Origin of the sequence: Chryseobacterium gambrini, assembly GCF_900156825.1 — a bacterium.
GTDB lineage: Bacteria > Bacteroidota > Bacteroidia > Flavobacteriales > Weeksellaceae > Chryseobacterium > Chryseobacterium gambrini.
Window position 1 is genome coordinate 25,225 of the sequence record NZ_FTOV01000009.1, and the last position, 20,033, is coordinate 45,257.

At 36.7% G+C, this 20,033-nt stretch carries 16 protein-coding genes; 13 read left to right on the plus strand and 3 right to left on the minus strand.

What is annotated here, in order from left to right; translation table 11 throughout:
* The first annotated feature begins 1 nt into the window (after nucleotide 1).
* The 5 genes from BW951_RS15400 to BW951_RS15420 all read left to right on the plus strand — a co-directional run bounded on the left by BW951_RS15400 (nucleotide 2) and on the right by BW951_RS15420 (nucleotide 6,733).
* Complete coding sequence (locus BW951_RS15400) at nucleotides 2-1,402, plus strand: glucoamylase family protein (RefSeq protein ID WP_076394475.1); 1,401 nt, start codon at nucleotides 2-4, stop codon at nucleotides 1,400-1,402.
* A 13-nt stretch (nucleotides 1,403-1,415) separates the two neighbouring features.
* On the plus strand, nucleotides 1,416-2,804 hold the full coding sequence (locus BW951_RS15405) for a glucoamylase family protein (RefSeq protein ID WP_076394477.1): 1,389 nt from the start codon (nucleotides 1,416-1,418) through the stop codon (nucleotides 2,802-2,804).
* 162 nt (nucleotides 2,805-2,966) lie between these two features.
* On the plus strand, nucleotides 2,967-3,674 hold the full coding sequence (locus BW951_RS15410) for a carboxylesterase family protein (RefSeq protein ID WP_076394478.1): 708 nt from the start codon (nucleotides 2,967-2,969) through the stop codon (nucleotides 3,672-3,674).
* A 207-nt stretch (nucleotides 3,675-3,881) separates the two neighbouring features.
* The gene (gene bglX / locus BW951_RS15415; protein WP_076394480.1) at nucleotides 3,882-6,212 is read left to right on the plus strand and encodes a beta-glucosidase BglX; all 2,331 of its coding nucleotides are present in this window, start codon (nucleotides 3,882-3,884) and stop codon (nucleotides 6,210-6,212) included.
* Nucleotides 6,213-6,322: 110 nt separating this feature from the next.
* On the plus strand, nucleotides 6,323-6,733 hold the full coding sequence (locus tag BW951_RS15420) for a hypothetical protein (RefSeq protein ID WP_076394482.1): 411 nt from the start codon (nucleotides 6,323-6,325) through the stop codon (nucleotides 6,731-6,733).
* A 38-nt stretch (nucleotides 6,734-6,771) separates the two neighbouring features.
* Here BW951_RS15420 and BW951_RS23265 read toward each other — a convergent pair whose 3' ends face one another.
* Nucleotides 6,772-6,921 (minus strand): bacteriocin-like protein, encoded by a 150-nt coding sequence (locus BW951_RS23265; protein ID WP_273077771.1) that lies wholly within the window; start codon nucleotides 6,919-6,921, stop codon nucleotides 6,772-6,774.
* 230 nt (nucleotides 6,922-7,151) lie between these two features.
* Between BW951_RS23265 and purB the strand changes: the two genes are divergently transcribed.
* From purB to BW951_RS15445, 5 genes are all read left to right on the plus strand, one after another.
* Complete coding sequence (purB, locus tag BW951_RS15425; RefSeq protein WP_076394484.1) at nucleotides 7,152-8,579, plus strand: adenylosuccinate lyase; 1,428 nt, start codon at nucleotides 7,152-7,154, stop codon at nucleotides 8,577-8,579.
* A gap of 332 nt (nucleotides 8,580-8,911) precedes the next feature.
* Nucleotides 8,912-9,385: an IS200/IS605 family transposase gene (gene tnpA, locus BW951_RS15430; protein ID WP_076394486.1), complete on the plus strand. Its 474-nt coding sequence runs from the start codon at nucleotides 8,912-8,914 to the stop codon at nucleotides 9,383-9,385.
* A gap of 282 nt (nucleotides 9,386-9,667) precedes the next feature.
* Nucleotides 9,668-13,366, plus strand: a complete 3,699-nt coding sequence (locus BW951_RS15435) for a phosphoribosylformylglycinamidine synthase (protein WP_076394488.1) — start codon at nucleotides 9,668-9,670, stop codon at nucleotides 13,364-13,366.
* Complete coding sequence (locus BW951_RS15440) at nucleotides 13,344-13,736, plus strand: barstar family protein (protein WP_076394490.1); 393 nt, start codon at nucleotides 13,344-13,346, stop codon at nucleotides 13,734-13,736. The genes BW951_RS15435 and BW951_RS15440 overlap by 23 nt, the downstream gene beginning before the upstream one ends.
* A 33-nt stretch (nucleotides 13,737-13,769) precedes the next feature.
* Nucleotides 13,770-14,384, plus strand: coding sequence for an SGNH/GDSL hydrolase family protein (locus tag BW951_RS15445; protein ID WP_076394492.1), 615 nt, complete (start codon nucleotides 13,770-13,772; stop codon nucleotides 14,382-14,384).
* A gap of 7 nt (nucleotides 14,385-14,391) precedes the next feature.
* Here the strand turns inward: BW951_RS15445 and BW951_RS15450 are convergent, their stop codons facing one another.
* On the minus strand, nucleotides 14,392-14,763 hold the full coding sequence (locus BW951_RS15450) for a diacylglycerol kinase family protein (protein WP_076394494.1): 372 nt from the start codon (nucleotides 14,761-14,763) through the stop codon (nucleotides 14,392-14,394).
* A 196-nt stretch (nucleotides 14,764-14,959) separates the two neighbouring features.
* Here BW951_RS15450 and dnaN point away from each other — a divergent pair, with 196 nt between their 5' ends.
* The 3 genes from dnaN (at nucleotide 14,960) to BW951_RS15465 (ending at nucleotide 19,713) form a co-directional block, all read left to right on the plus strand.
* Nucleotides 14,960-16,090, plus strand: a complete 1,131-nt coding sequence (dnaN, locus tag BW951_RS15455) for a DNA polymerase III subunit beta (RefSeq protein WP_076394496.1) — start codon at nucleotides 14,960-14,962, stop codon at nucleotides 16,088-16,090.
* A gap of 589 nt (nucleotides 16,091-16,679) precedes the next feature.
* Entirely contained in the window at nucleotides 16,680-19,082 is a 2,403-nt protein-coding gene (pheT, locus tag BW951_RS15460; RefSeq protein WP_076394498.1) for a phenylalanine--tRNA ligase subunit beta, read from the plus strand.
* 220 nt (nucleotides 19,083-19,302) lie between these two features.
* On the plus strand, nucleotides 19,303-19,713 hold the full coding sequence (locus tag BW951_RS15465) for an META domain-containing protein (protein WP_076394500.1): 411 nt from the start codon (nucleotides 19,303-19,305) through the stop codon (nucleotides 19,711-19,713).
* Between the two features lie 47 nt (nucleotides 19,714-19,760).
* Here BW951_RS15465 and BW951_RS15470 read toward each other — a convergent pair whose 3' ends face one another.
* A complete protein-coding gene (locus tag BW951_RS15470; protein ID WP_002977986.1) occupies nucleotides 19,761-20,000 on the minus strand; it encodes a hypothetical protein in 240 nt (79 codons plus the stop codon).
* Between the last annotated feature and the right edge of the window lie 33 nt (nucleotides 20,001-20,033).

Consider the following 20,033-nt stretch of genomic DNA (forward strand, 5'->3'; position numbering starts at 1 on the left):
TATGACTAAAGTTCTAACAATAGTTTTATTTACAGTATTGTTAATCAATTCATGTTCTTCAGAAGATTCATCACCGAGTTCAGGAACACCTATTGGAGGCAATACAGAAACTCCCAACAACAACTATACCGATGCACAACTCATCGAAATGGTACAAAAAGATGCTTTAAAATATTTTTGGGATTACGCCGAATCAGGATCAAAATTGGCAAGAGAACGATATCATACCGATAATCCTTCTCAGGATGCAAATATTGTGACAACCGGTGGTTCAGGTTTTGGACTCATGACCATTTTAGTAGGTATTAAAAACGGATATATTTCCAGAGCAGAAGCGGTTTCAAGATTAACAACTTCTCTTAATTTCCTTCAGAATGCCAATCGTTTTCACGGAGCATGGCCGCATTGGATCAATGGAACCAACGGTCAGGTTGTACCTTTCAGTCAGAAAGATAACGGAGGAGATTTGGTTGAAACTTCATTTCTTGCGCAGGGACTGATCTGTGTGAGAGAATATTTTAAAAACTCTTCAGATGCTTCAGAACTGGCAATTTCTCAAAAAGCCGATGCGCTATGGAAAGGAATTGAATGGAACTGGTATACGCAAAATCCCGCAGCTCCCAATATGCTTACATGGCATTGGTCTCCCAATTACGATTGGCAGATGAATATGCCGTTAATAGGTTTTGATGAAACGTTAATTACCTATATCATGGCTGCTGCATCTCCAAATTACTCAATCGATAAACCTGTTTATCAGCAGGGATGGGCCAGAAGCGGAAGTATAAAAAATACAGGATCTCAGTTTGGATTACCTGTTGTAGTCAATCATAACGGCGCAAATGGCACGGTAGGTCCGATGTTTTGGTCGCATTATTCATTTTTAGGACTGGATCCGAGAGGCTTGTCCGATGAATATGTAAATTATGGCGATGCCACAACCAATCATGCTAAAATAATGTATCAGTATTGCGTTGCCAATCCGAAAGGATGGCAGGGTTATAATTCAAAAAGTTGGGGACTTACTGCAAGTTATTCCAGAAATCCAAATACGGGAGGAGATGATTACGCTGCACATCAGCCAAATAACGATTTAGGAATTATTTCTCCTACAGCAGCATTATCGAGTATGCCTTACACACCTGCAGAAAGTATGAATATGCTAAGATTTCTGTATAATGAAAATTATAATAAATATGTAGGTGTAGCTGGACCTTATGATGCTTATTCTGTTCATTATAATTGGGTTACGCCAAGATATTTAGCAATAGATCAGGGAACGATTGCACCAATGGTAGAAAATTATAAAAGCCAGTTTTTATGGCAGTTATTTATGAATTCGCCCGATGTTAAGCAGGGATTAATAAAATTAGGATTCCATTCTACACAGTATGGATTTTAAACAAAATTAAATTATGAAAAGGATAATACTTTCAGTCATCACTATATCATCACTCTTGGTTTCGTGTAAGAACTCACAGACTTTCATGCAGGAAGCATCAAAAGTTCAGATTGTAAAAAGCACTATCACAGACGAGCAGTTAATGGATAAAGTTCAGAAAGATGCTTTAAAGTATTTTTGGGATTATGCAGAGCCCAATTCAATGTTGGGAAGAGAGCGCTATCACGAAGATAATATCTATCCGGATAATGATAAACATGTTGTTACAACAGGAGGATCAGGATTTGGATTGGCAACCATTTTAGTGGGTGTAGAAAGAGGATTTATCCCAAGAAAAGATGCGGTGAAAAGATTGACTACCATGATGGATTTTCTTGCAAAAGCAGATCGTCACAAAGGAGCCTGGTCACACTGGATCAATGGCGAAACTGGAAAAACGGTTCCGTTCGGCAAAAAAGACAATGGAGGAGATCTGGTAGAAACCGCTTTTTTAACTTCAGGAATTTTAATGGTTCGCGAATATTTTAAAAACGGAAATACTGAAGAAAAAGCTTTAGCCAAAAAATGTGACGAGCTTTGGAAAGGTATCCAATGGAACTGGTATACAAAAGGTGGACAGAAAGTCCTTTACTGGCATTGGTCACCCGATTATCAGTGGGAAATGAACTTCCCGTTGGAAGGCTACAACGAATGTTTAATTACCTATATTTTAGCCGCTTCATCACCTACTTATCCGATCGATGCCGAAACCTATTACAAAGGCTGGACAAGAAACGGAACCTACCTTTCAGATAAAGAAAAATACGGTTTGCCGATGTACGTAAAGCACAATGGCGCAGCAGAATACGGAGGACCTTTATTTTGGGCACATTATTCCTATATCGGTCTGGATCCGACGAACTTATCAGATAAATTAATCAAAAACTATTTTGATTTAAATAAAAATCAGGTTCTTATTGATTACAAATATTGCGTTGAAAATCCCAAAAACTGGAAAGGATATGGACCCAATTATTGGGGATTAACAGCCAGTTATTCAAGAAACGAGGACGGAAGCGCAGGATATGATGCACATTTTCCGCAAAATGACCGTGGGGTAATTACTCCTACTGCGGCGTTGAGCAGTTTTCCGTATTCTCCAAAAGAATCAATGGATTTTTTAAGATTTATTTACACCCAAAAACCTGAATTTATTGGCTCAGCCGGACCTTACGATGCAACGTCCATTCATTACAATAACTGGACAACGCCAAGATATCTCGCGATTGATCAGGGAACGATCGCTCCAATGATAGAAAATTACAGAACTGGATTTTTGTGGAAATTATTCATGAATGCACCCGAAATTCAGCAGGGATTAAAGAAACTAAGCTTCAAATCAGAAAAATATCATATTAAATAATTTTTTAGGAGCTGTTTCCCGCTTTCCGCACTCGCTATTTTCGGGATTCGGCGGCGGCGGAGCCGCCGCCGAATCCCGAAAATGAGCTCAGACAAATGCTGCAATCGGGGCTATTAAAAAAAGAATGTTAAATTAGAATATCCAAAACATACAAATTCTGATATGAAATATAAACTAAAATACGCTTTATTGCTGCCGTTTCTGTTTTCTGTAAAAGCAAATGCGCAGGAAACAAAAGCAGAGCTCAACAAAGAAATAAAAAGACAGGAAAAAATCTCTTACATTCTGGATTTTCCTCAGAATGCAAAAGGAAACGTTCCGCTTATTGTTTTTCTTCACGGTTCAGGAGAAAGAGGCAATAATTTGGAAATCGTAAAAGCGCACAGTCCGTTTACCTATAAAAACTTAATAAAAGAACCGGTGGCAATTTTAGCACCTCAATGTCCTGAAAATATGTGGTGGGATACCGTTACCGTATATAATTTGATCAAAGAAATTCAGTCAAAATACAAAGTGGATGCCTCAAGAATTTACCTTACCGGACTTTCAATGGGAGGTTGGGGAACACTGAAACTAGCAATGGAACATCCCGAAATGTTTGCGGCGGTCGTTCCGGTTTGTGCGCCTACAGACAGAGTAATGTACGCAAACATCCATCAGTATAAAAATCTGAATATGAAAATCTTTCATGGCGGAATGGATGATGTCGTTTTACCGGAAAATGCATTTAATTTTTATCAGGCACTGCATCCTGTAAATCCGTCTGCCGAATTAACGATTTTCTCGAATGACAACCATAATTCGTGGGATTCGACCTATTCCAATCCTAAATTATACGAATGGATGCTGTCAAAAAGAAAAGAAAAATAATTTAGTGTAAATATTTAAACGAGAAGTCTTTGCTGAGTAAATAGTTTATGCTGAGCTTGTCGAAGTACCTTTTGTGCCTTAAAAACATAAAGTTTATCAAAATAACTTTGCGCCTCTGCGTTTATCCAACAAAAAATAATAAACTAATTAAAGAAGATAGATTTATGAAATCGAAGATTCACGAATTCCTTAAAAAATGAAGAAGTTATGAGTAAAAAGTTAATTGTAATTGCGGCTTTAGCATTAGCACCTGTGTTTTCGGCGCAGGAAATGGTAACGAAGCCCGTTCAGTCGTATCAAACGGCTCAGTATCAGTCTAAAAAGAAAGCTTTCGTAGATAATCTTTTGTCGAAAATGACTTTAGATGAAAAAATCGGGCAGCTCAATCTACCAAGTTCAGGCGATTTTACTACCGGTTTGGCTAAAAGTTCAGACATCGGAAAAAAAATCGAACAGGGTTTAGTAGGAGGACTTTTCAATATAAAAGGTGCAGATAAAATCAGAGCCGTTCAGAAAGTTGCCGTAGAAAACAGCCGTCTTAAAATTCCATTGATTTTCGGAATGGACGTCATCCACGGTTACGAAACCACTTTCCCGATTCCATTAGGATTAGCCGCTTCATGGGATATGAATTTGGTGCAGCAGTCTGCAAGAATAGCCGCTAAAGAAGCCGCTTCAGACGGAATCAACTGGACATTCTCGCCAATGGTGGATATTTCCCGCGAACCAAGATGGGGGAGAGTTTCAGAAGGTTCCGGTGAAGATCCGTATTTAGGAAGTGAAGTGGCCAAAAACATGGTATACGGTTATCAGGGAAAAGATCTTGCCAACGGAACCAATATTCTGGCTTGCGTCAAGCACTTCGCACTGTACGGGGCAGGTGAAGCAGGAAGAGACTACAACACAGTGGATATGAGTCACGTAAGAATGTTCAACGAATATTTTCCTCCTTACAAAGCAGCGGTAGATGCAGGAGTAGCTTCTGTAATGGCTTCTTTCAACGAAGTGGATGGAGTTCCGGCAACAGGAAACAGATGGCTGCAAACCGAAGTTTTAAGAAACAAATGGAACTTCAAAGGTTTCGTAGTGACCGATTATACCGGAATCAATGAAATGGTAGATCACGGGATGGGAAATCTTCAGGAAGTTTCCGCATTGGCTTTAAAAGCAGGTATTGATATGGATATGGTAGGCGAAGGATTCTTAACCACCCTGAAAAAATCTTTAGCAGAAGGAAAAATAACTCAGGCTGAAATCGATATGGCAGCAAAAAGAATTCTTGAGGCGAAATACGATTTAGGATTATTTTCAGATCCGTATAAATTCGGAGATGCAAAACTGGCAGCAAAAGAGGTGTACAATATGGAAAACCGAAACATTGCCAGAAACGTTGCTGCACAATCCATGGTTTTGATGAAAAACGACAATCAGGTTTTGCCTTTGAAAAAATCAGGAACCGTTGCCGTAATCGGACCATTGGTAAACAATTCTCTGAATATGGCAGGAACATGGAGCGTTGCCGCAAAACATGAGAAAGCCGTTAATCTGATGCAGGGATTACAGGAAAACTTCGGCAAAGAAGTAAAATTCCTTTCTGCAAAAGGAGCAAATATTGATTATGATGCGAAACTGGAAGATATTTATGCAGCGCACGGTAAAAAAACCGACAGAGACAACCGTTCAAAAGAAGCTTTATTAAAAGAAGCGGTAGATGTTGCCAATAAATCCGATGTTATTGTTCTGGCAATCGGAGAATCTGCTGAAATGAGCGGAGAATCGTCTTCAAGAACAGAAATTACCATTCCTCAGTCTCAGGTAGATCTTTTAAATGAACTAAAAAAGACAGGAAAGCCAATTGCAGTAGTTCTTTTCACAGGTCGTCCTTTAGCTTTAACAAACATTAAAGATACTCCGGATGCAATTCTTAATGTCTGGTTTGCAGGTTCCGAAGCAGGAAATGCAATCTCTGATGTACTGTTTGGAAAAGTAAATCCTTCAGGAAAATTACCGATGACTTTCCCAAGAAGTTTGGGACAGGTTCCGATTTATTACAATGCTAAAAATACAGGACGCCCGTTAGATCAGAAATTGGTTGATAAATGCGAGTACCAGAGATTCCGTTCCAATTATATGGATGAGTGTAACACGCCGTTGTATCCTTTTGGTTATGGATTAAGCTATACAAAATTCAATTATTCTGATGTTACAGTTTCCAATGCAAATCCAAAAGGAAATCAGACCATTCAGGCATCCGTTACTGTAACGAATACCGGAAATTATGATGGAGCAGAAGTAGTTCAGCTTTATATCAGAGATATGGTAGGAAGCATTACAAGACCCGTAAAAGAACTGAAAGGCTTCCAGAAAGTGATGTTGAAAAAAGGGGAATCTAAAAAAGTTACCTTCGATATTACTCCGGAAAACCTGAAATTCTACAACGGAGATCTGAAATACGACTGGGAACCGGGTGAATTTGATATCATGATCGGAACCAACTCATCCGATGTGAAACATTCCAAAATCAACTGGACAAAATAAATCATATAAGCCACTCAATTAGAGTGGCTTTTTTTGTATTTTTGAATAAACACTCACTATAAAGTGCTTTGGCATAATTTTTAGACAATTGAAAACTTAAATTTTAAAACATGAGAAAAACAATTTTATTCAGTACAATGTTCCTTGGTTCATTAATCTTTGCACAGCAGACGCATGTTGTAGGCGGAGACAAAGATGTTCATGGCTGCAAAGCTTCCGCAGGTTATACCTATTCTCAGATCAAAAATGATTGCGTAAGAGTTTTTGAACAGAAAATCAAATTAAAGGAAGTAAGTTCAGATAAAAGCTACACTACATCAACGGCAGTTATCTTCAGTAAAAACATGAAAAAAGCCGAAATTTTTATTCCGGACGGAAGCGCAAACAGCATTATTCTCGACAGACAGGGAAAAAGTAAGATATGGAAAAGCGGAAAACATATCAAAGACAGCTACGTTTTAGTTCCTTATAAAAAAACAGGTTATCAGATTAAAAAAAATGATGTGGTGATTTATCAATAAATAAAAACAGGAAATTTTAGTTTCCTGTTTTTTAGTTTTTAAATACAAAGATTAGCATTATACGGTCTGCAAGGTCCATTTTCTTTATATTGACAACTGCCTGCAGGACAACTTTCACCAGGCGGAGGTACCCATCCTCCTGCAATATTTTTCAGAGCTGACTTTGATAATTTTTTTAGATTTTTCATAATTAATTTGATTTAATATTTCTTTTGTAGAAGCTAAAATAAAAAAATAAATCTGATAATAATTCATTTAATGTTGAAAAATATTTTCTACAGCTTTTTTATGAAAGTTTTCCTTCATTATTGCTGTCTGGTTTCATTTAAACACAGATAAGCATTTCTAAGAAAAAACCATTTTTCTCTCTCACTGAAAAACCTTATTTTTGCATATCTAAAAAAAGTAAAAGAAAAGAATGAATTCCTACAAAAATCCATTGGAAGAACGCTATTCAAGCGAAGAAATGTTGTTTAACTTTTCTCATAACAATAAATTCCAGAACTGGAGAAAGCTTTGGATTGCCCTTGCTGAAATCGAAAAAGATCTTGGGCTTGACATTACAGACGAGCAAATCGCCGAATTGAAAGCCAATGCTGAAAACATCGATTACGATAAAGCAGCGGAGTACGAGAAAAAATTCAGACACGATGTAATGGCTCACGTTCATACATATGGTGATGTAGCACCTTCAGCAAAAGGAATTATTCATTTGGGGGCAACTTCAGCATTTGTAGGAGATAATACAGATTTAATTCAGATCCGTGACGGACTTTTAATCTTAAAGAAAAAGTTGGTTAACGTTATTAAAAACTTAGCGGATTTTGCAATTCAATATAAAGATTTACCAACCTTAGGATTTACACACTTTCAGCCGGCGCAATTAACAACGGTTGGAAAAAGAGCAACCCTTTGGCTTCAGAGTTTAGTCCTTGACATCGAAGAACTTGATTTCTTCTTAGAAACTTTACGTTTCAGAGGGGTAAAAGGAACTACAGGAACGGCTGCAAGTTTCTTAGAACTTTTCAACGGTGATTATTCCAAAGTAAAACATTTAGATAAAGAATTGTCAAAAAGATTTGGTTTCGAGAAAGTTTTTGGCGTTTCCGGACAGACTTACGACAGAAAAATAGACGCGAAAGTAGTCGCTTTATTAGGAAATATTGCTCAATCGGCTCATAAATTCACCAACGATTTACGTTTGCTTCAAAATCTGAAAGAAATTGAAGAACCATTCGAGAAAAACCAGATCGGTTCATCTGCAATGGCTTACAAACGTAATCCAATGAGAAGCGAAAGAATCGGGGCATTGGCAAAATACGTTATGTCTTTAACCACAAGTTCTGCAATGGTAGCTTCGACCCAATGGTTTGAAAGAACTTTGGATGATTCTGCAAACAAAAGATTAACTATTCCTCAGGCTTTTTTAGCAGTTGATGCGATTCTGTTAATTTGGAACAACATCATGAACGGAATTGTTGTATATCCGAACAGAATCAACAAACATATTATGGAAGAACTTCCTTTCATGGCGACAGAATACATCATCATGGAAGAAGTTAAAGCAGGAGGAGACCGTCAGGAAATCCACGAAGTGATCAGAGTTCATTCCATGGAAGCGTCTAAAAAGGTGAAAGAAGAAGGTAAGGAAAATGATCTTATCGAAAGAATCCTGAACGACGATTCATTAAAATTAGATAAATCAAAATTAAAAGAAGTTCTCGATCCTAAAAACTTTATCGGTTTTGCGCCAATTCAGACGGAAGAATTCATTGCCAATGAAGTTCAGCCGATTATCGATGCAAATAAAGATTTGATTGGGTTAGAAGCTGATCTTAAAGTATAATATGGTATGCAGTCCTTTTGGGCTGCATATTTTTTAAGATTTGGTTTGATGAGATAGCAGTCCTACGGACTGCAACGTTATTACAATAAATTTTCTACACAGATAAGATTCCTAACGGAATCAACTTGAAGAATTGTAATATTAATAAACATTCCAGAGGAATGTCATCTGTGTAGATAATAAATAAAGAGGCGTTTGTAGTCCGTAGGACTGTTATCTGTGTAGCAAAAAGATTGGTATATGAATTTGTTTTCTTTAGAAACTAAATCTGTATTCATTGGGAATTTGACAAAGATAATTTACCTTTGAAGAAGTGATGAAAATAAAATTTTATGCCCAACACCTATACACAAATTTATATTCAGGTTGTTTTTGCTACAAAAGGACGTGATATTAAAATTAAATCAGAAGTACGAGAAGAAATTGAAAAATATATTTGTGGAATATTTAGCAATAAAAAACAAAAGATATTAGCTATTTATGCAAATCCAGACCATATTCATATTTTCTTCAGTTATAAGAATTTGCAGATTACAATTCCGGAACTGATTAAAACGGTTAAAATTGAATCTACAAATTTTATTAATGACAGAAAATTGTGTTTAGGTAAGTTTTCTTGGCAGGAAGGTTATGGCGCATTTTCCTATGCGAAAAGCCAAAAGGATAAAGTTATAAATTATATTCTGAATCAGGAAAAACATCATTCGAAGAAGAGTTTCAGAGAAGAATATATGGAGATGCTGAACGCATTTGAAATTGAATTTAAGAATGAATATTTATTTGAATTTTATGATGAATTAAGTTAATTTTTTATTGTAAAATGATTTTTTAATAAAGAAAAATAGCAGTCCTACGGACTGCGCTATCTCTGACAATATAATTTTCTACACAGATATGATTCCTAACGGAATCCTCTTTAAAATTATAATGAATATCATTCCGTAGGAATGTTATCTGTGTAGTAAGAATGCAAATAAATATGAAATCTGCAGTCCGTAGGACTGCTATCTAATCAATATATGCTGATTTAAAATCATTCCGTTGATTAATTTAAAAAAATAAATAAATCTAAATAAAACTGACATCTAATGTCTCAAAACAAAAGAATTTTCGTAGAAAAAAGAGGAATTTTCGATGTAGAAAGTCCAAAAATTTTTGATGAAGTAAAAGCGGTTATTCCGTCCATCCAAAAAGTAAAAGTATACAACGTGTACGATATTTTCGGTTTAAATGGCGGTGAGTTCGAAAAAGTGGTTAACAGCACTTTCGTAGATCCGGTTACGGATATTTTAATCGAAGAAAATCCTGCACAGGGAATTTATTTCGCATTGGAATTTTTACCGGGACAGTACGATCAGCGTGCAGATTCTGCGCAACAGTGTATCGCTTTATTGACCGGAAATGAAAAATCTAAAGTAAGAAGCGGAAAGCTGATCGAATTCGAAGGTATTTCCGAATCTGATTTGGTGAAAATCAAAGACCTTCTAATCAATAAAGTGGAATCTCAGGAAAAAGATTTATCAACTTTAAACATTCCTGCGGAGAAAGCCCCTTCAAAAGTTATTGTTCATGAGGGTTTTATCAATTTTGATGATGCTCAGCTTGAGGAATTCTTTAATAATCACGGTTTTGCTTTAGGTTTGGATGACTTGAAATTCATTCAGGAATATTTTAAATCAGAACAGAGAAATCCTACAGAAACGGAACTTAAAGTTTTAGACACCTATTGGAGCGATCACTGTCGTCACACAACATTTGAAACAGAATTGTCAAATATCGAATTCGAAGGACAATTTAAACATACATTGGAAACCATTTTCAATGATTACATCGAAAAAAGAAAATTCTTAGGACGCGAATTGAAGCCTATTTCCTTAATGGATTTGGCAACTGTTTGCGGAAGATATTTCCATAAAACAGGCAATTTGGAAAATCTTGTGGTTTCTGACGAGATCAACGCATGTACAATCCAGATTGAAGCTGAATACGACGGTAAAAAAGAACCTTGGTATTTATTATTCAAAAACGAAACCCACAATCACCCGACAGAAATCGAACCTTTTGGTGGTGCTTCAACTTGCTTAGGTGGCGCGATCAGAGATCCTTTGTCTGGGCGTTCTTTTGTTTTCCAAGCGATGAGATTAACGGGTGCAGCGGATGTTTTGGAACCGGTTGATAAAACATTACCGGGAAAATTGCCTCAAAAAACAATCACGAAACAGGCGGCAAACGGATATTCCTCTTACGGGAACCAAATCGGTTTGGCGACAACAATGGTTTCTGAAATTTATGACGAAGGTTATAAAGCCAAAAGAATGGAAGTTGGTTTCGTTGCCGGAGCAGTTCCTGTAGATTGGGTAAGACGTGAAAAACCTGAAGCTGGTGATTCTATCATTATTTTAGGAGGAGCAACAGGTCGTGACGGAGTTGGAGGAGCAAGCGGAAGTTCAAAAGAACAGGACGAAACTTCTATCCATACGATGAGTTCTGAAGTTCAGAAAGGAAATGCCGTTGAAGAACGTAAAATTCAGAGATTATTCAGAAATCCTGAAGTAACGAGACTGATTAAAAAATCCAATGACTTTGGAGCGGGAGGTGTTTCCGTGGCAATTGGCGAAATCGCAGATTCTTTAGAAGTTAATTTAGATGTTTTACCTTTAAAATATGAAGGGTTAAACGGAACTGAACTGGCTATTTCTGAATCTCAGGAAAGAATGGCGGTTGTGGTAGAACCAAAAGATAAAGAACAGTTCATCAAATTCTGTGAGGCTGAAAATATTGTGGCTGTTGAAGTTGCGAAAGTGACAGATTCCGGAAGAATGCAGATGTTCTGGAAAGGCGATAAAATTGTTGACCTTTCAAGAGCGTTTCTAGATACGAACGGCTGTTCAAAAAGTCAGGAAGTTAAAATTACCCACCTGAATGAAGTAAAAGAAGAAACACCTGCATTTAATGAAGAGAATTTCCTAAAGATTTTAAGCGACAAAAATGTGGCTTCTCAAAAAGGATTGCTGGAAATGTTCGATTCATCGATTGGTGCGACTACGGTTGCGATGCCTTTGGGTGGAAAATATCAGCAGACTTTAATGGAAGGAAGTGTTCAGACATTGCCAATCATTGGTGCAAAAGATATTGAAACCGTTTCTTTAGCGAGTTGGGGATTCGATGCAGAAATTTCAAAGCAAAACTCACTTTTAGGAGCTTCTTATGCTGTTGTAGAAAGTGTGGCAAAAATCGTTGCAATGGGGGGCGATTATAAAAACATCAGATTCAGTTTTCAGGAATATTTTGAGAAATTAGGTCAGAATCCTGAAAAGTGGGGAAAACCATTGGCTTCTTTGTTGGGAGCTTACGATGCGCAAATTAATTTCGGTTTGGCAGCCATCGGTGGGAAAGATTCAATGAGCGGAACGTATCAGGATCTGAATGTGCCGCCAACATTAATTTCTTTCGCCTGTGCAAACGGAGAAAAGAAAAATATCATCTCTCCTGAATTTAAAAACGAAGGAAATAAAGTATATTTCTTCAATCATATTGCTCAGGAAAACGGACTTCCAAACTATGATGCTTTAAAAGATATTTATGAATTTATTTTCGAAAATATCAAAGCAGGAAAAATCGTTTCTGTAAAAACAGTAAAAGAAGGCGGAGTAGCAGTTGCTTTGGCAAAAATGAGCTTCGGAAACAAATTGGGCGCTGACATTACAGTAGATGATGCTTCGGCATTGCTCAGTAAGCGAGTTGGTAGCTTAATTATAGAATCTAAAGAGGAATTAAGCTCTGTAAACCTTCAATTCATTGGAAAAGTGGTTGCGAATGAAGTTTTAACCATCAACAATCTTCAAACTTCCATCCTCCAGCTTCTCGCTTCCAACAGCAACACCTTCGAAAACCTTTTCCCAACAGTTGAAAAAGAAAAAATAACGGTTGAAATTGATGAAAAATTAAATTCAGTCAACCCAAGAAATATCATTATTAAAAAACACGGAATCGCTCAGCCAAAAGTATTTGCGCCGGTTTTCCCGGGAACAAACTGCGAATACGATACATTGAACGCTTTCGCAAAAGAAGGCGCTGTTATCAGCAGTTTACCTTTAATCAACATCAATCACCAATTGTTGGATGAAAGCATTGATGCTTGGGTTGAAGAGATCAAAACTTCTCAGATTCTGGCTTTCTCAGGAGGGTTCTCAGCGGGTGACGAACCAGACGGTTCTGCAAAATTCATCGTTAACGTTTTGAAAAACGAGAAGATGAGAAATGCCGTTCACGAATTGCTCGACAGAGACGGAATGATTATCGGGATCTGTAACGGTTTTCAGGCGTTGGTTAAATCCGGATTATTGCCTTACGGAAGAATCAAAGATTTGGATGAAAATTCACCGACGTTGGCTCACAACGCGATCAGAAGACATATTTCCCAGATGGTCAATGTAAAAGTCGTCAATGACGAATCGCCTTGGTTAAAAGGAATGAAAGATCAGGTTTTCACCATCCCAATTTCTCACGGTGAAGGTCGTTTCATGGCTTCGGAAGCGGAAATTCAGAAGTTGTATGAAAACGGACAGATTGCCACTCAATATTTAGACTTAGAAGGAAATATTGCTCACGGAATGCCTTTTAATCCCAATAATTCATTATTCGGAATTGAGGGTGTCACCAGTCTTTGCGGAAAAATTTTCGGAAGAATGGGACATCCGGAACGTTTTGCTGAAGGTCTGTTTAAAAATATTCCAACCGCAAATTATCACAACATCTTTAAAAATGGAGTTGAGTACTTCAAATAATAATAAAAGTAAAATGACTGTCATCAATGGCAGTCATTTTTCAAATCTGGAAGCGTTCTATGAAGAAGTTTCATTACTTTTTTTGAAAGATGAGGATTGGAAAGTCGGAACTTTAGATGGTTTTGATGATATTTTGTATGGATACGAAGGTGAAATTATCTGGAAAGATTCTCGAAAATCAAAACAAGATTTAGGCTTTGATCTGACGAAACAATTTTACGAAAATAAAATCCAACAGGGAAAACCTTTCAACGTTACATTGATTCAGCAAAAACTGGATGATTTAATTAATGGAAACGGACAAACGTTATTTGAAATTTTAATAGAAATTATAGAATCGCATAAAAATATTACCCTAATTTTGGATTGATTTTTAATTGAACAATTAACATTTGCCTAAACTATGTACGGATTATTTTTTGGAGACAGCATCACTTATGGAGAATACGATGGCGTTTTTGGCGGCTGGGTCGATATTCTGAAAAGATATGCTCTGCAAAAATACAATGAAGGAAGCAAAGAACTGATTATTTTCAACCTTGGAATCGGCGGCGAAACAACCGAAGGTTTGGTAAAAAGAATTTCTTCCGAAATGGCAGCAAGAAATTCAGATGAAGGAAATATTATTTTTCTGGGATACGGCGCAAACGATCTGGCTGTAAAAGAAGATAATTACCTTGTAAATCCGGAAAAGTTCAGGGAAAATATATTAAAGGCGGTTCAGGAAGCAGAAAAATATTCACAAACAATTTACTTAATAAGCATTCTCCCGATTGCTGAAAAATTAGACGGAATTATCACTGCCTCCGGAAAATTAAGAACAAATGATGAGGTTTTGGTATACAATCAGATTCTAAAACAAATTGCCAAAGAAAATTCTCTGAATTATATTGATTTTCATTCTGCTTTTCTGCAGGATAAAGAAATCCTGCTTTCAGAAGACGGCATTCATCCCAACGAAAAAGGCTATGGAATCATGGCTGAAATTGCCATTCCGATTATAGAAAAATATTTATAAACAACCTTCAGAACTGCTGAAGAAATCCTGAAACATATTTCCAGTAGACCATAACTCCGACAATAACCGATAAAATAACCATCAAAACTACGGCTCCGGCGGAAATATCTTTGATGAAACCAATTCTTTTATCAAAATCAGGGTGAATAAAATCGCAGATTTTCTCAATGGCAGTATTCAGAATTTCAGTCGCTAAAACGCCGAAGGAAACCATTAAAATTAAAATAGTATCTGTAGAAGAAAGATTCAGGTAAAAAATCAGAAACACATTAACAAGGAAAGCGGCAAATTCAAGCTGAAAATTTCTTTCATGCTTCATCATGAGAAAAACACCCCGGAAAGCATTTCTTAAACTCTTATGTACAGGAGGTTTTCGCATATTGAAACTTTATTTGCAAATATAGTCAATTGCTAAAAGAAAATCCTTATCTTTAGTGCTTTAGGATGTTTTCGGGCATCAAAAAGCAGAGCAGAGAAGTTGTAAAATTATTTTGATGGATGTTAATAACTCTCAGAATTATTCTTTTCATTCTGTTTTCTATTTATTATATTTGTAAAAATTTATTTTTAAATCTATGAAATTTATTATTTCAAGTGGTGAACTACAGAAGGCTTTGCAAACTGTAAGTGGCGTAATATCAAGCTCTCAGTCGAGACCGATTTTAGAAAACTATCTTTTTGAATTAGACGGAACTCAGGTTACCATTACCGCATCTGACGGCGAAACGACTCTTGTAACTTCTCTTGAGGCAAAGTCTGATGATACGGGTAAATTTGCCGTTCCTGCAAAGATTTTTCAGGACTTCATCAAGACTTACGGAGAACAGCCTCTTACGTTGGTTGTGAAGGACAATGCGGAAGGAACAGGAAGTCAGCTTGAGATTTTAGATGAAAAAGATAACTTCGCCGTAGCATTGGATAATGCAGACGATTATCCGGAACTGCCGGAATTTGATGCCGCACAAAGTGTTACCATGCCTGCAGGAGTTTTATCTGAAGCCCTGACCAATACACTTTTCGCCACAAGTAACGATTCTCTTCGTCCGGTAATGACGGGAGTACTGTTCCAGTTTGGAGAAAATGAAACCAACTTCGTTTCTACAGATTCTCACAGACTGGTAGTATACAAAAGAAAAGATCTGATGAATGCCGAACCGATGGAATTCATCATGCCTAAAAAGCCTTTAAACATTTTCAAAAATATTTTAGCGAGTTCCAATGAAGACGTAACGATCGAATTCAACGAGAATATGGCAAAATTCACTTTTGGAAAACACGTTTGGATCTGTAGATTAATCGACGGAAAATATCCTAATTATACAGCGGTAATTCCAAAAGAAAACCCGAATGTATTAACCATCAACAGAAATCTTTTGTTAGGAGCGATTAAAAGAGCTTCTATCATGTCTAATAAATCGACTAATCAGGTAAGATTTAAATTGTCTGCAAACATTCTTCACCTTCACGCAGAAGATACGGAGTATGCAAACAAAGCAGATATGCAGATTCCTTGCGATTACAACGGAGAAGATATCAATATCGGCTTCAGCTCTAAATTCTTAACAGAAATGTTAACGATTCTTGGTTCAGACGATATCACGATGAAAATGTCTCAGCCAAACAGACCGGGAATTATTGAACCTCTTGATGGTCTTGAAGAAAACGAAAGTATTTTAATGTTATCAATGCCGGTAATCGGATTGTAATTTTAACGTAAATAAAATAGGATAAGAGGTTTTGATTTTTTCAGAACCTCTTATTTTTTAGGAGCTATTTCCCGCTTTCCGCACTCGCTATTTACTTAGGAATCGGCTGCGGCAGCGAAGCTGCCGCAGCCGATTCCTAAGTAAATGAGCTCAAACAAAGCTGCAATCGGGGCTAAATTGCAGTTCGCCGTTTTGCAATGAACAAAGAGAAGAAGTAATCTCCGGAATACATCTACAAGTAGAAATCGAGGTTTAGTTTTAGAAACAGTAATAACAGATTTAAATTCTGCTGTCACTTGCTGAGTAGAACGCCTTAGCGAACAAAAATATTCGAAATTTAACAATTCTTTTCTTAGCGATCTTTTGCGTTAAAAAGAAGGTTTTTTAGACTGCCCCGTCGCTTCGCTCTTCGTAATGACAATGCCTTGCTAATCCGGCAGGAAAAAGAAAGCTGCTAAATAACTCTTAAAGTTTCTCTCACATTTCTCTGTTTCTTAAAAAAACACGATATTTGTAACGCGAAAAATTCAAGTAAAATTTTCAAAATAAGCAAGGTTTCTTTTAACCTTGAAAAATAATAAATTATCAGATGAAAATATCAAACAACTGGCTTAAAGATTATATCAAAACGGACCTGAAAACTGAAAGAATCGGTGAGTTCCTTACAGATATAGGACTTGAAGTTGAAGGGATAGAAAAATTTGAAAGCATAAAAGGAAGCCTGGAAGGAATTGTTGTAGGTAAAGTTTTAACCTGCGAGAAACATCCGAATGCAGACAAATTAAAAAAGACAACCGTAGAAGTAGGAAACGGAAAGATTTTAAACATCGTTTGCGGAGCTCCGAATGTGGAAGCCGGACAAACCGTTCCCGTAGCAGTTGTCGGAACAAAAATCTATGATAAAACCGGAAACTTTTTCGAGATCAAAGAAGCAAAAATCCGGGGAGAGGTTTCTCAGGGAATGATCTGTGCAGAAGACGAATTGGGTCTTAGCGACGATCACGGCGGCATTATGGTTTTGGATGAAGAAAAGTTTGAAATCGGAAAAAATTTCGCAGATTACTTTGAAATAACAAACGATGAAGTTCTGGAAATCGGTTTAACGCCGAACAGAACCGACGCGATGTCTCATTACGGTGTTGCAAGAGATCTTCACGCTTATCTTTCCACAAACAAACAGAAATCTGAGTTCGAAAAAGTATCTTCCGTTGCGCTGAACAACGAAGGTTCTCACGATTTTACATTAGAAGTGGAAGATGCAGAACTGTGTCCGAGATACATCGGAGCGGTGATTGAAAACGTAAAAGTGGCAGACTCTCCGGCTTGGCTGAAAGACAGACTGAAAGCCATCGGATTAAGCCCCATCAATAACGTTGTAGATATTACCAATTATATCCTTCACGGTTACGGACAGCCGCTTCATGCTTTTGATGCAGATAAAATTGCCGATAAAAAAGTAAAAGTAGGGACAGTAAAAGAAGGAACAAAATTCACCACTTTAGACGGTGTTGAAAGAACTTTGAACGGTTCTGAAATCATCATCAAAGACGGAAAAGATACGCCGATGTGCATTGCCGGAGTTTTCGGAGGTGCCAATTCAGGGGTTTCTGCTGAAACAACTACCATCTTTTTGGAAAGTGCTTATTTCAATCCGGTTGCGGTGAGAAAAGGAGCAAAATTCCACGGATTGAATACCGATGCTTCTTTCAGATTCGAGAGAGGAGTGGATCCTAATATTACAAGAACAGCAATTACGCACGCTATTAAATTAATTCAGGAACTTACTGAAGGAAAACTTGTGGGAGAATTGCTGGAACAGTATCCTAAGAAAATTGAAGATCAGTATGTCATCATCAGATTTTCAAAAATCGAGCAGATTTTAGGAACCAAAATTCACAGAGAAAAAGTAAAAGAAATTTTAAAAGCCCTTGAAATTCAGGTTTTAAATGAAATTCAGAACGGGTATGAAATTTCTGTTCCTGCGTACAGAGCAGATGTTACCAGAGAAATTGATGTTATCGAGGAGATTTTAAGAATCTACGGATACAATAAGATCGATGCACCTCAGAAAATTTCGTTTACGCCGGTAAAACTGGCTGCACAGGATCAGGATGAGCTTGAAAATAACTGGGCAAGAACGTTACAGGGATTAGGTTTCAATGAAGTAATGAACAACTCATTGACTTCGCTGAAAGATGAAACGGATGCTGTAAAATTATTAAATCCTTTAAGCAACGATTTGGCATTTATGAGAAAGTCTTTACTGGAAGGGCTTTTGCAGAATGCAATCTACAATATCAACAGAAAAAATCAGGATATTAAATTCTTCGAATTCGGAAAAATCTATCATAAGAGAGATCAATACGAGGAAAGAAAGCAATTGGCTATCCTTGTTTCCGGAAGAGACGTTGCAGAAAACTGGTTACAGCCGAAATCTGCGACAAGTTTTTATAATCTGAAAGCTTATGTAAAAGTTTTGCTGGAAAGATTATCCATTGATTATAAAGAAATAGCTTTGTCTGATGAACGATTTTCTGATGCTTTGGCATATGAAGCGGACGGAAAAGCTTTGGTAAGGATCGGGAAAGTGGCTCCTCAGATGCTGAAAGATTTCGATATTGAGCAGGAATGTTTCTACGCTGAAATCGAACTTGAATTTGCCCAGAAATTACGTTCTGAAAATCAATTGAAATTCAAAGATATTCCTAAATTCAATAAAATCAGAAGAGACCTTGCTTTACTGATTGATAAAAACGTGAATTACGAAGATCTTTATCAGACAGCAAAGAAAAATAAATCTCCTTACCTGAAAAATATTAATTTATTTGACGTTTACGAAGGTAAAAATCTTCCGGAAGGCAAGAAGTCTTATGCAATGAGTTTCGAACTTTTAAACGAGGAAAAAACTCTTGAAGAGAAAGAAATTACTGCGGTAATGGATTCATTAATCAAATCTTTCCAGAAAGAATTCAATGCAGAATTAAGAGGTTAAAAAAAATACCTTTCGAATACAATATAAACGGACATTTGTCCGTTTTTTTTATGGGTAAAATTAAAACCGACAGCGATTTAAAGATTGAATGTTTTATTAAATTCGGATAAATCATATTCAATTACGATTTTATCTGAAGTGTTAAAGAATAATAAAATCTTCCGAAACCCGTTTAAATAATAATATTTCCGTAAATTTGATTTAAATCAAAAAGTAAACAATGAAGAATCTTTTTTTAAGTATATGTACTGCTGCAGTTTTGGTTTCATGTGGAACAATGTCGAGCTCTTCTGCTTCCAAAGTAGGAAAAGCACAGCCTTCTCTTGCGGGTACAAAATGGGCTTTGGCTGATAATGTGAAAGGGAAAATTCCTACCCTGAATATTGAAGGAGAAAAAATCAGTGGTAATGCGGGATGCAACAATTACTTCGGAACGGCAAAAGTAGATCCTTCTATGGGAAATTTTTCTGCGGGAGCTTTAGGTTCTACAAGAATGGCGTGCGATAACATGAGTGTAGAAAAAAACTTTATGGATATGGTAGTAAAAGCCAATAAATATGTAGTAACCGGAAATGTTCTGGAATTGTATCAGGACAATCTTTTACTTTTAAAATTCAATAAAGCTGAATAAAATAAAAAGGAACTCAATCGAGTTCCTTTTTTATGTTTAAATTGTTATTAATCTTCCTCTTCTTCGTCGTACTTAGCCAACTCTTCATCACACCATTTAAACGCAGCTTCTACTACTTTTGTAGCCTCGTCTGCCATTGTTTCTTCGTCGTCACCTTCCAAATCATCCAGCCACTCAACTTCTTCTTCCTCAACGTTTAAGATAAATCTTGGATATTCTGTATGAACCACGAATAAATCTTCTGGAAATTCCGAATTATCTGCTAATAAAAACTTTGGTAATTTCATTTTTTTAATGTTTTAACTTTAAATCAAAGATAA

Coding starts and splice junctions, on each gene's coding strand:
- BW951_RS15435 (WP_076394488.1), top strand. CDS start 9,668: ATGTCTCAAAACAAAAGAATTTTCGTAGAAAAAAGAGGAATTTTCGAT.
- dnaN (WP_076394496.1), top strand. CDS start 14,960: ATGAAATTTATTATTTCAAGTGGTGAACTACAGAAGGCTTTGCAAACT.
- BW951_RS23265 (WP_273077771.1), bottom strand. CDS start 6,921: ATGAAAAATCTAAAAAAATTATCAAAGTCAGCTCTGAAAAATATTGCA.
- BW951_RS15470 (WP_002977986.1), bottom strand. CDS start 20,000: ATGAAATTACCAAAGTTTTTATTAGCAGATAATTCGGAATTTCCAGAA.
- pheT (WP_076394498.1), top strand. CDS start 16,680: ATGAAAATATCAAACAACTGGCTTAAAGATTATATCAAAACGGACCTG.
- BW951_RS15410 (WP_076394478.1), top strand. CDS start 2,967: ATGAAATATAAACTAAAATACGCTTTATTGCTGCCGTTTCTGTTTTCT.
- purB (WP_076394484.1), top strand. CDS start 7,152: ATGAATTCCTACAAAAATCCATTGGAAGAACGCTATTCAAGCGAAGAA.
- BW951_RS15400 (WP_076394475.1), top strand. CDS start 2: ATGACTAAAGTTCTAACAATAGTTTTATTTACAGTATTGTTAATCAAT.
- BW951_RS15440 (WP_076394490.1), top strand. CDS start 13,344: ATGGAGTTGAGTACTTCAAATAATAATAAAAGTAAAATGACTGTCATC.
- bglX (WP_076394480.1), top strand. CDS start 3,882: ATGAGTAAAAAGTTAATTGTAATTGCGGCTTTAGCATTAGCACCTGTG.
- BW951_RS15405 (WP_076394477.1), top strand. CDS start 1,416: ATGAAAAGGATAATACTTTCAGTCATCACTATATCATCACTCTTGGTT.
- BW951_RS15450 (WP_076394494.1), bottom strand. CDS start 14,763: ATGCGAAAACCTCCTGTACATAAGAGTTTAAGAAATGCTTTCCGGGGT.
- BW951_RS15465 (WP_076394500.1), top strand. CDS start 19,303: ATGAAGAATCTTTTTTTAAGTATATGTACTGCTGCAGTTTTGGTTTCA.
- BW951_RS15420 (WP_076394482.1), top strand. CDS start 6,323: ATGAGAAAAACAATTTTATTCAGTACAATGTTCCTTGGTTCATTAATC.
- tnpA (WP_076394486.1), top strand. CDS start 8,912: ATGCCCAACACCTATACACAAATTTATATTCAGGTTGTTTTTGCTACA.
- BW951_RS15445 (WP_076394492.1), top strand. CDS start 13,770: ATGTACGGATTATTTTTTGGAGACAGCATCACTTATGGAGAATACGAT.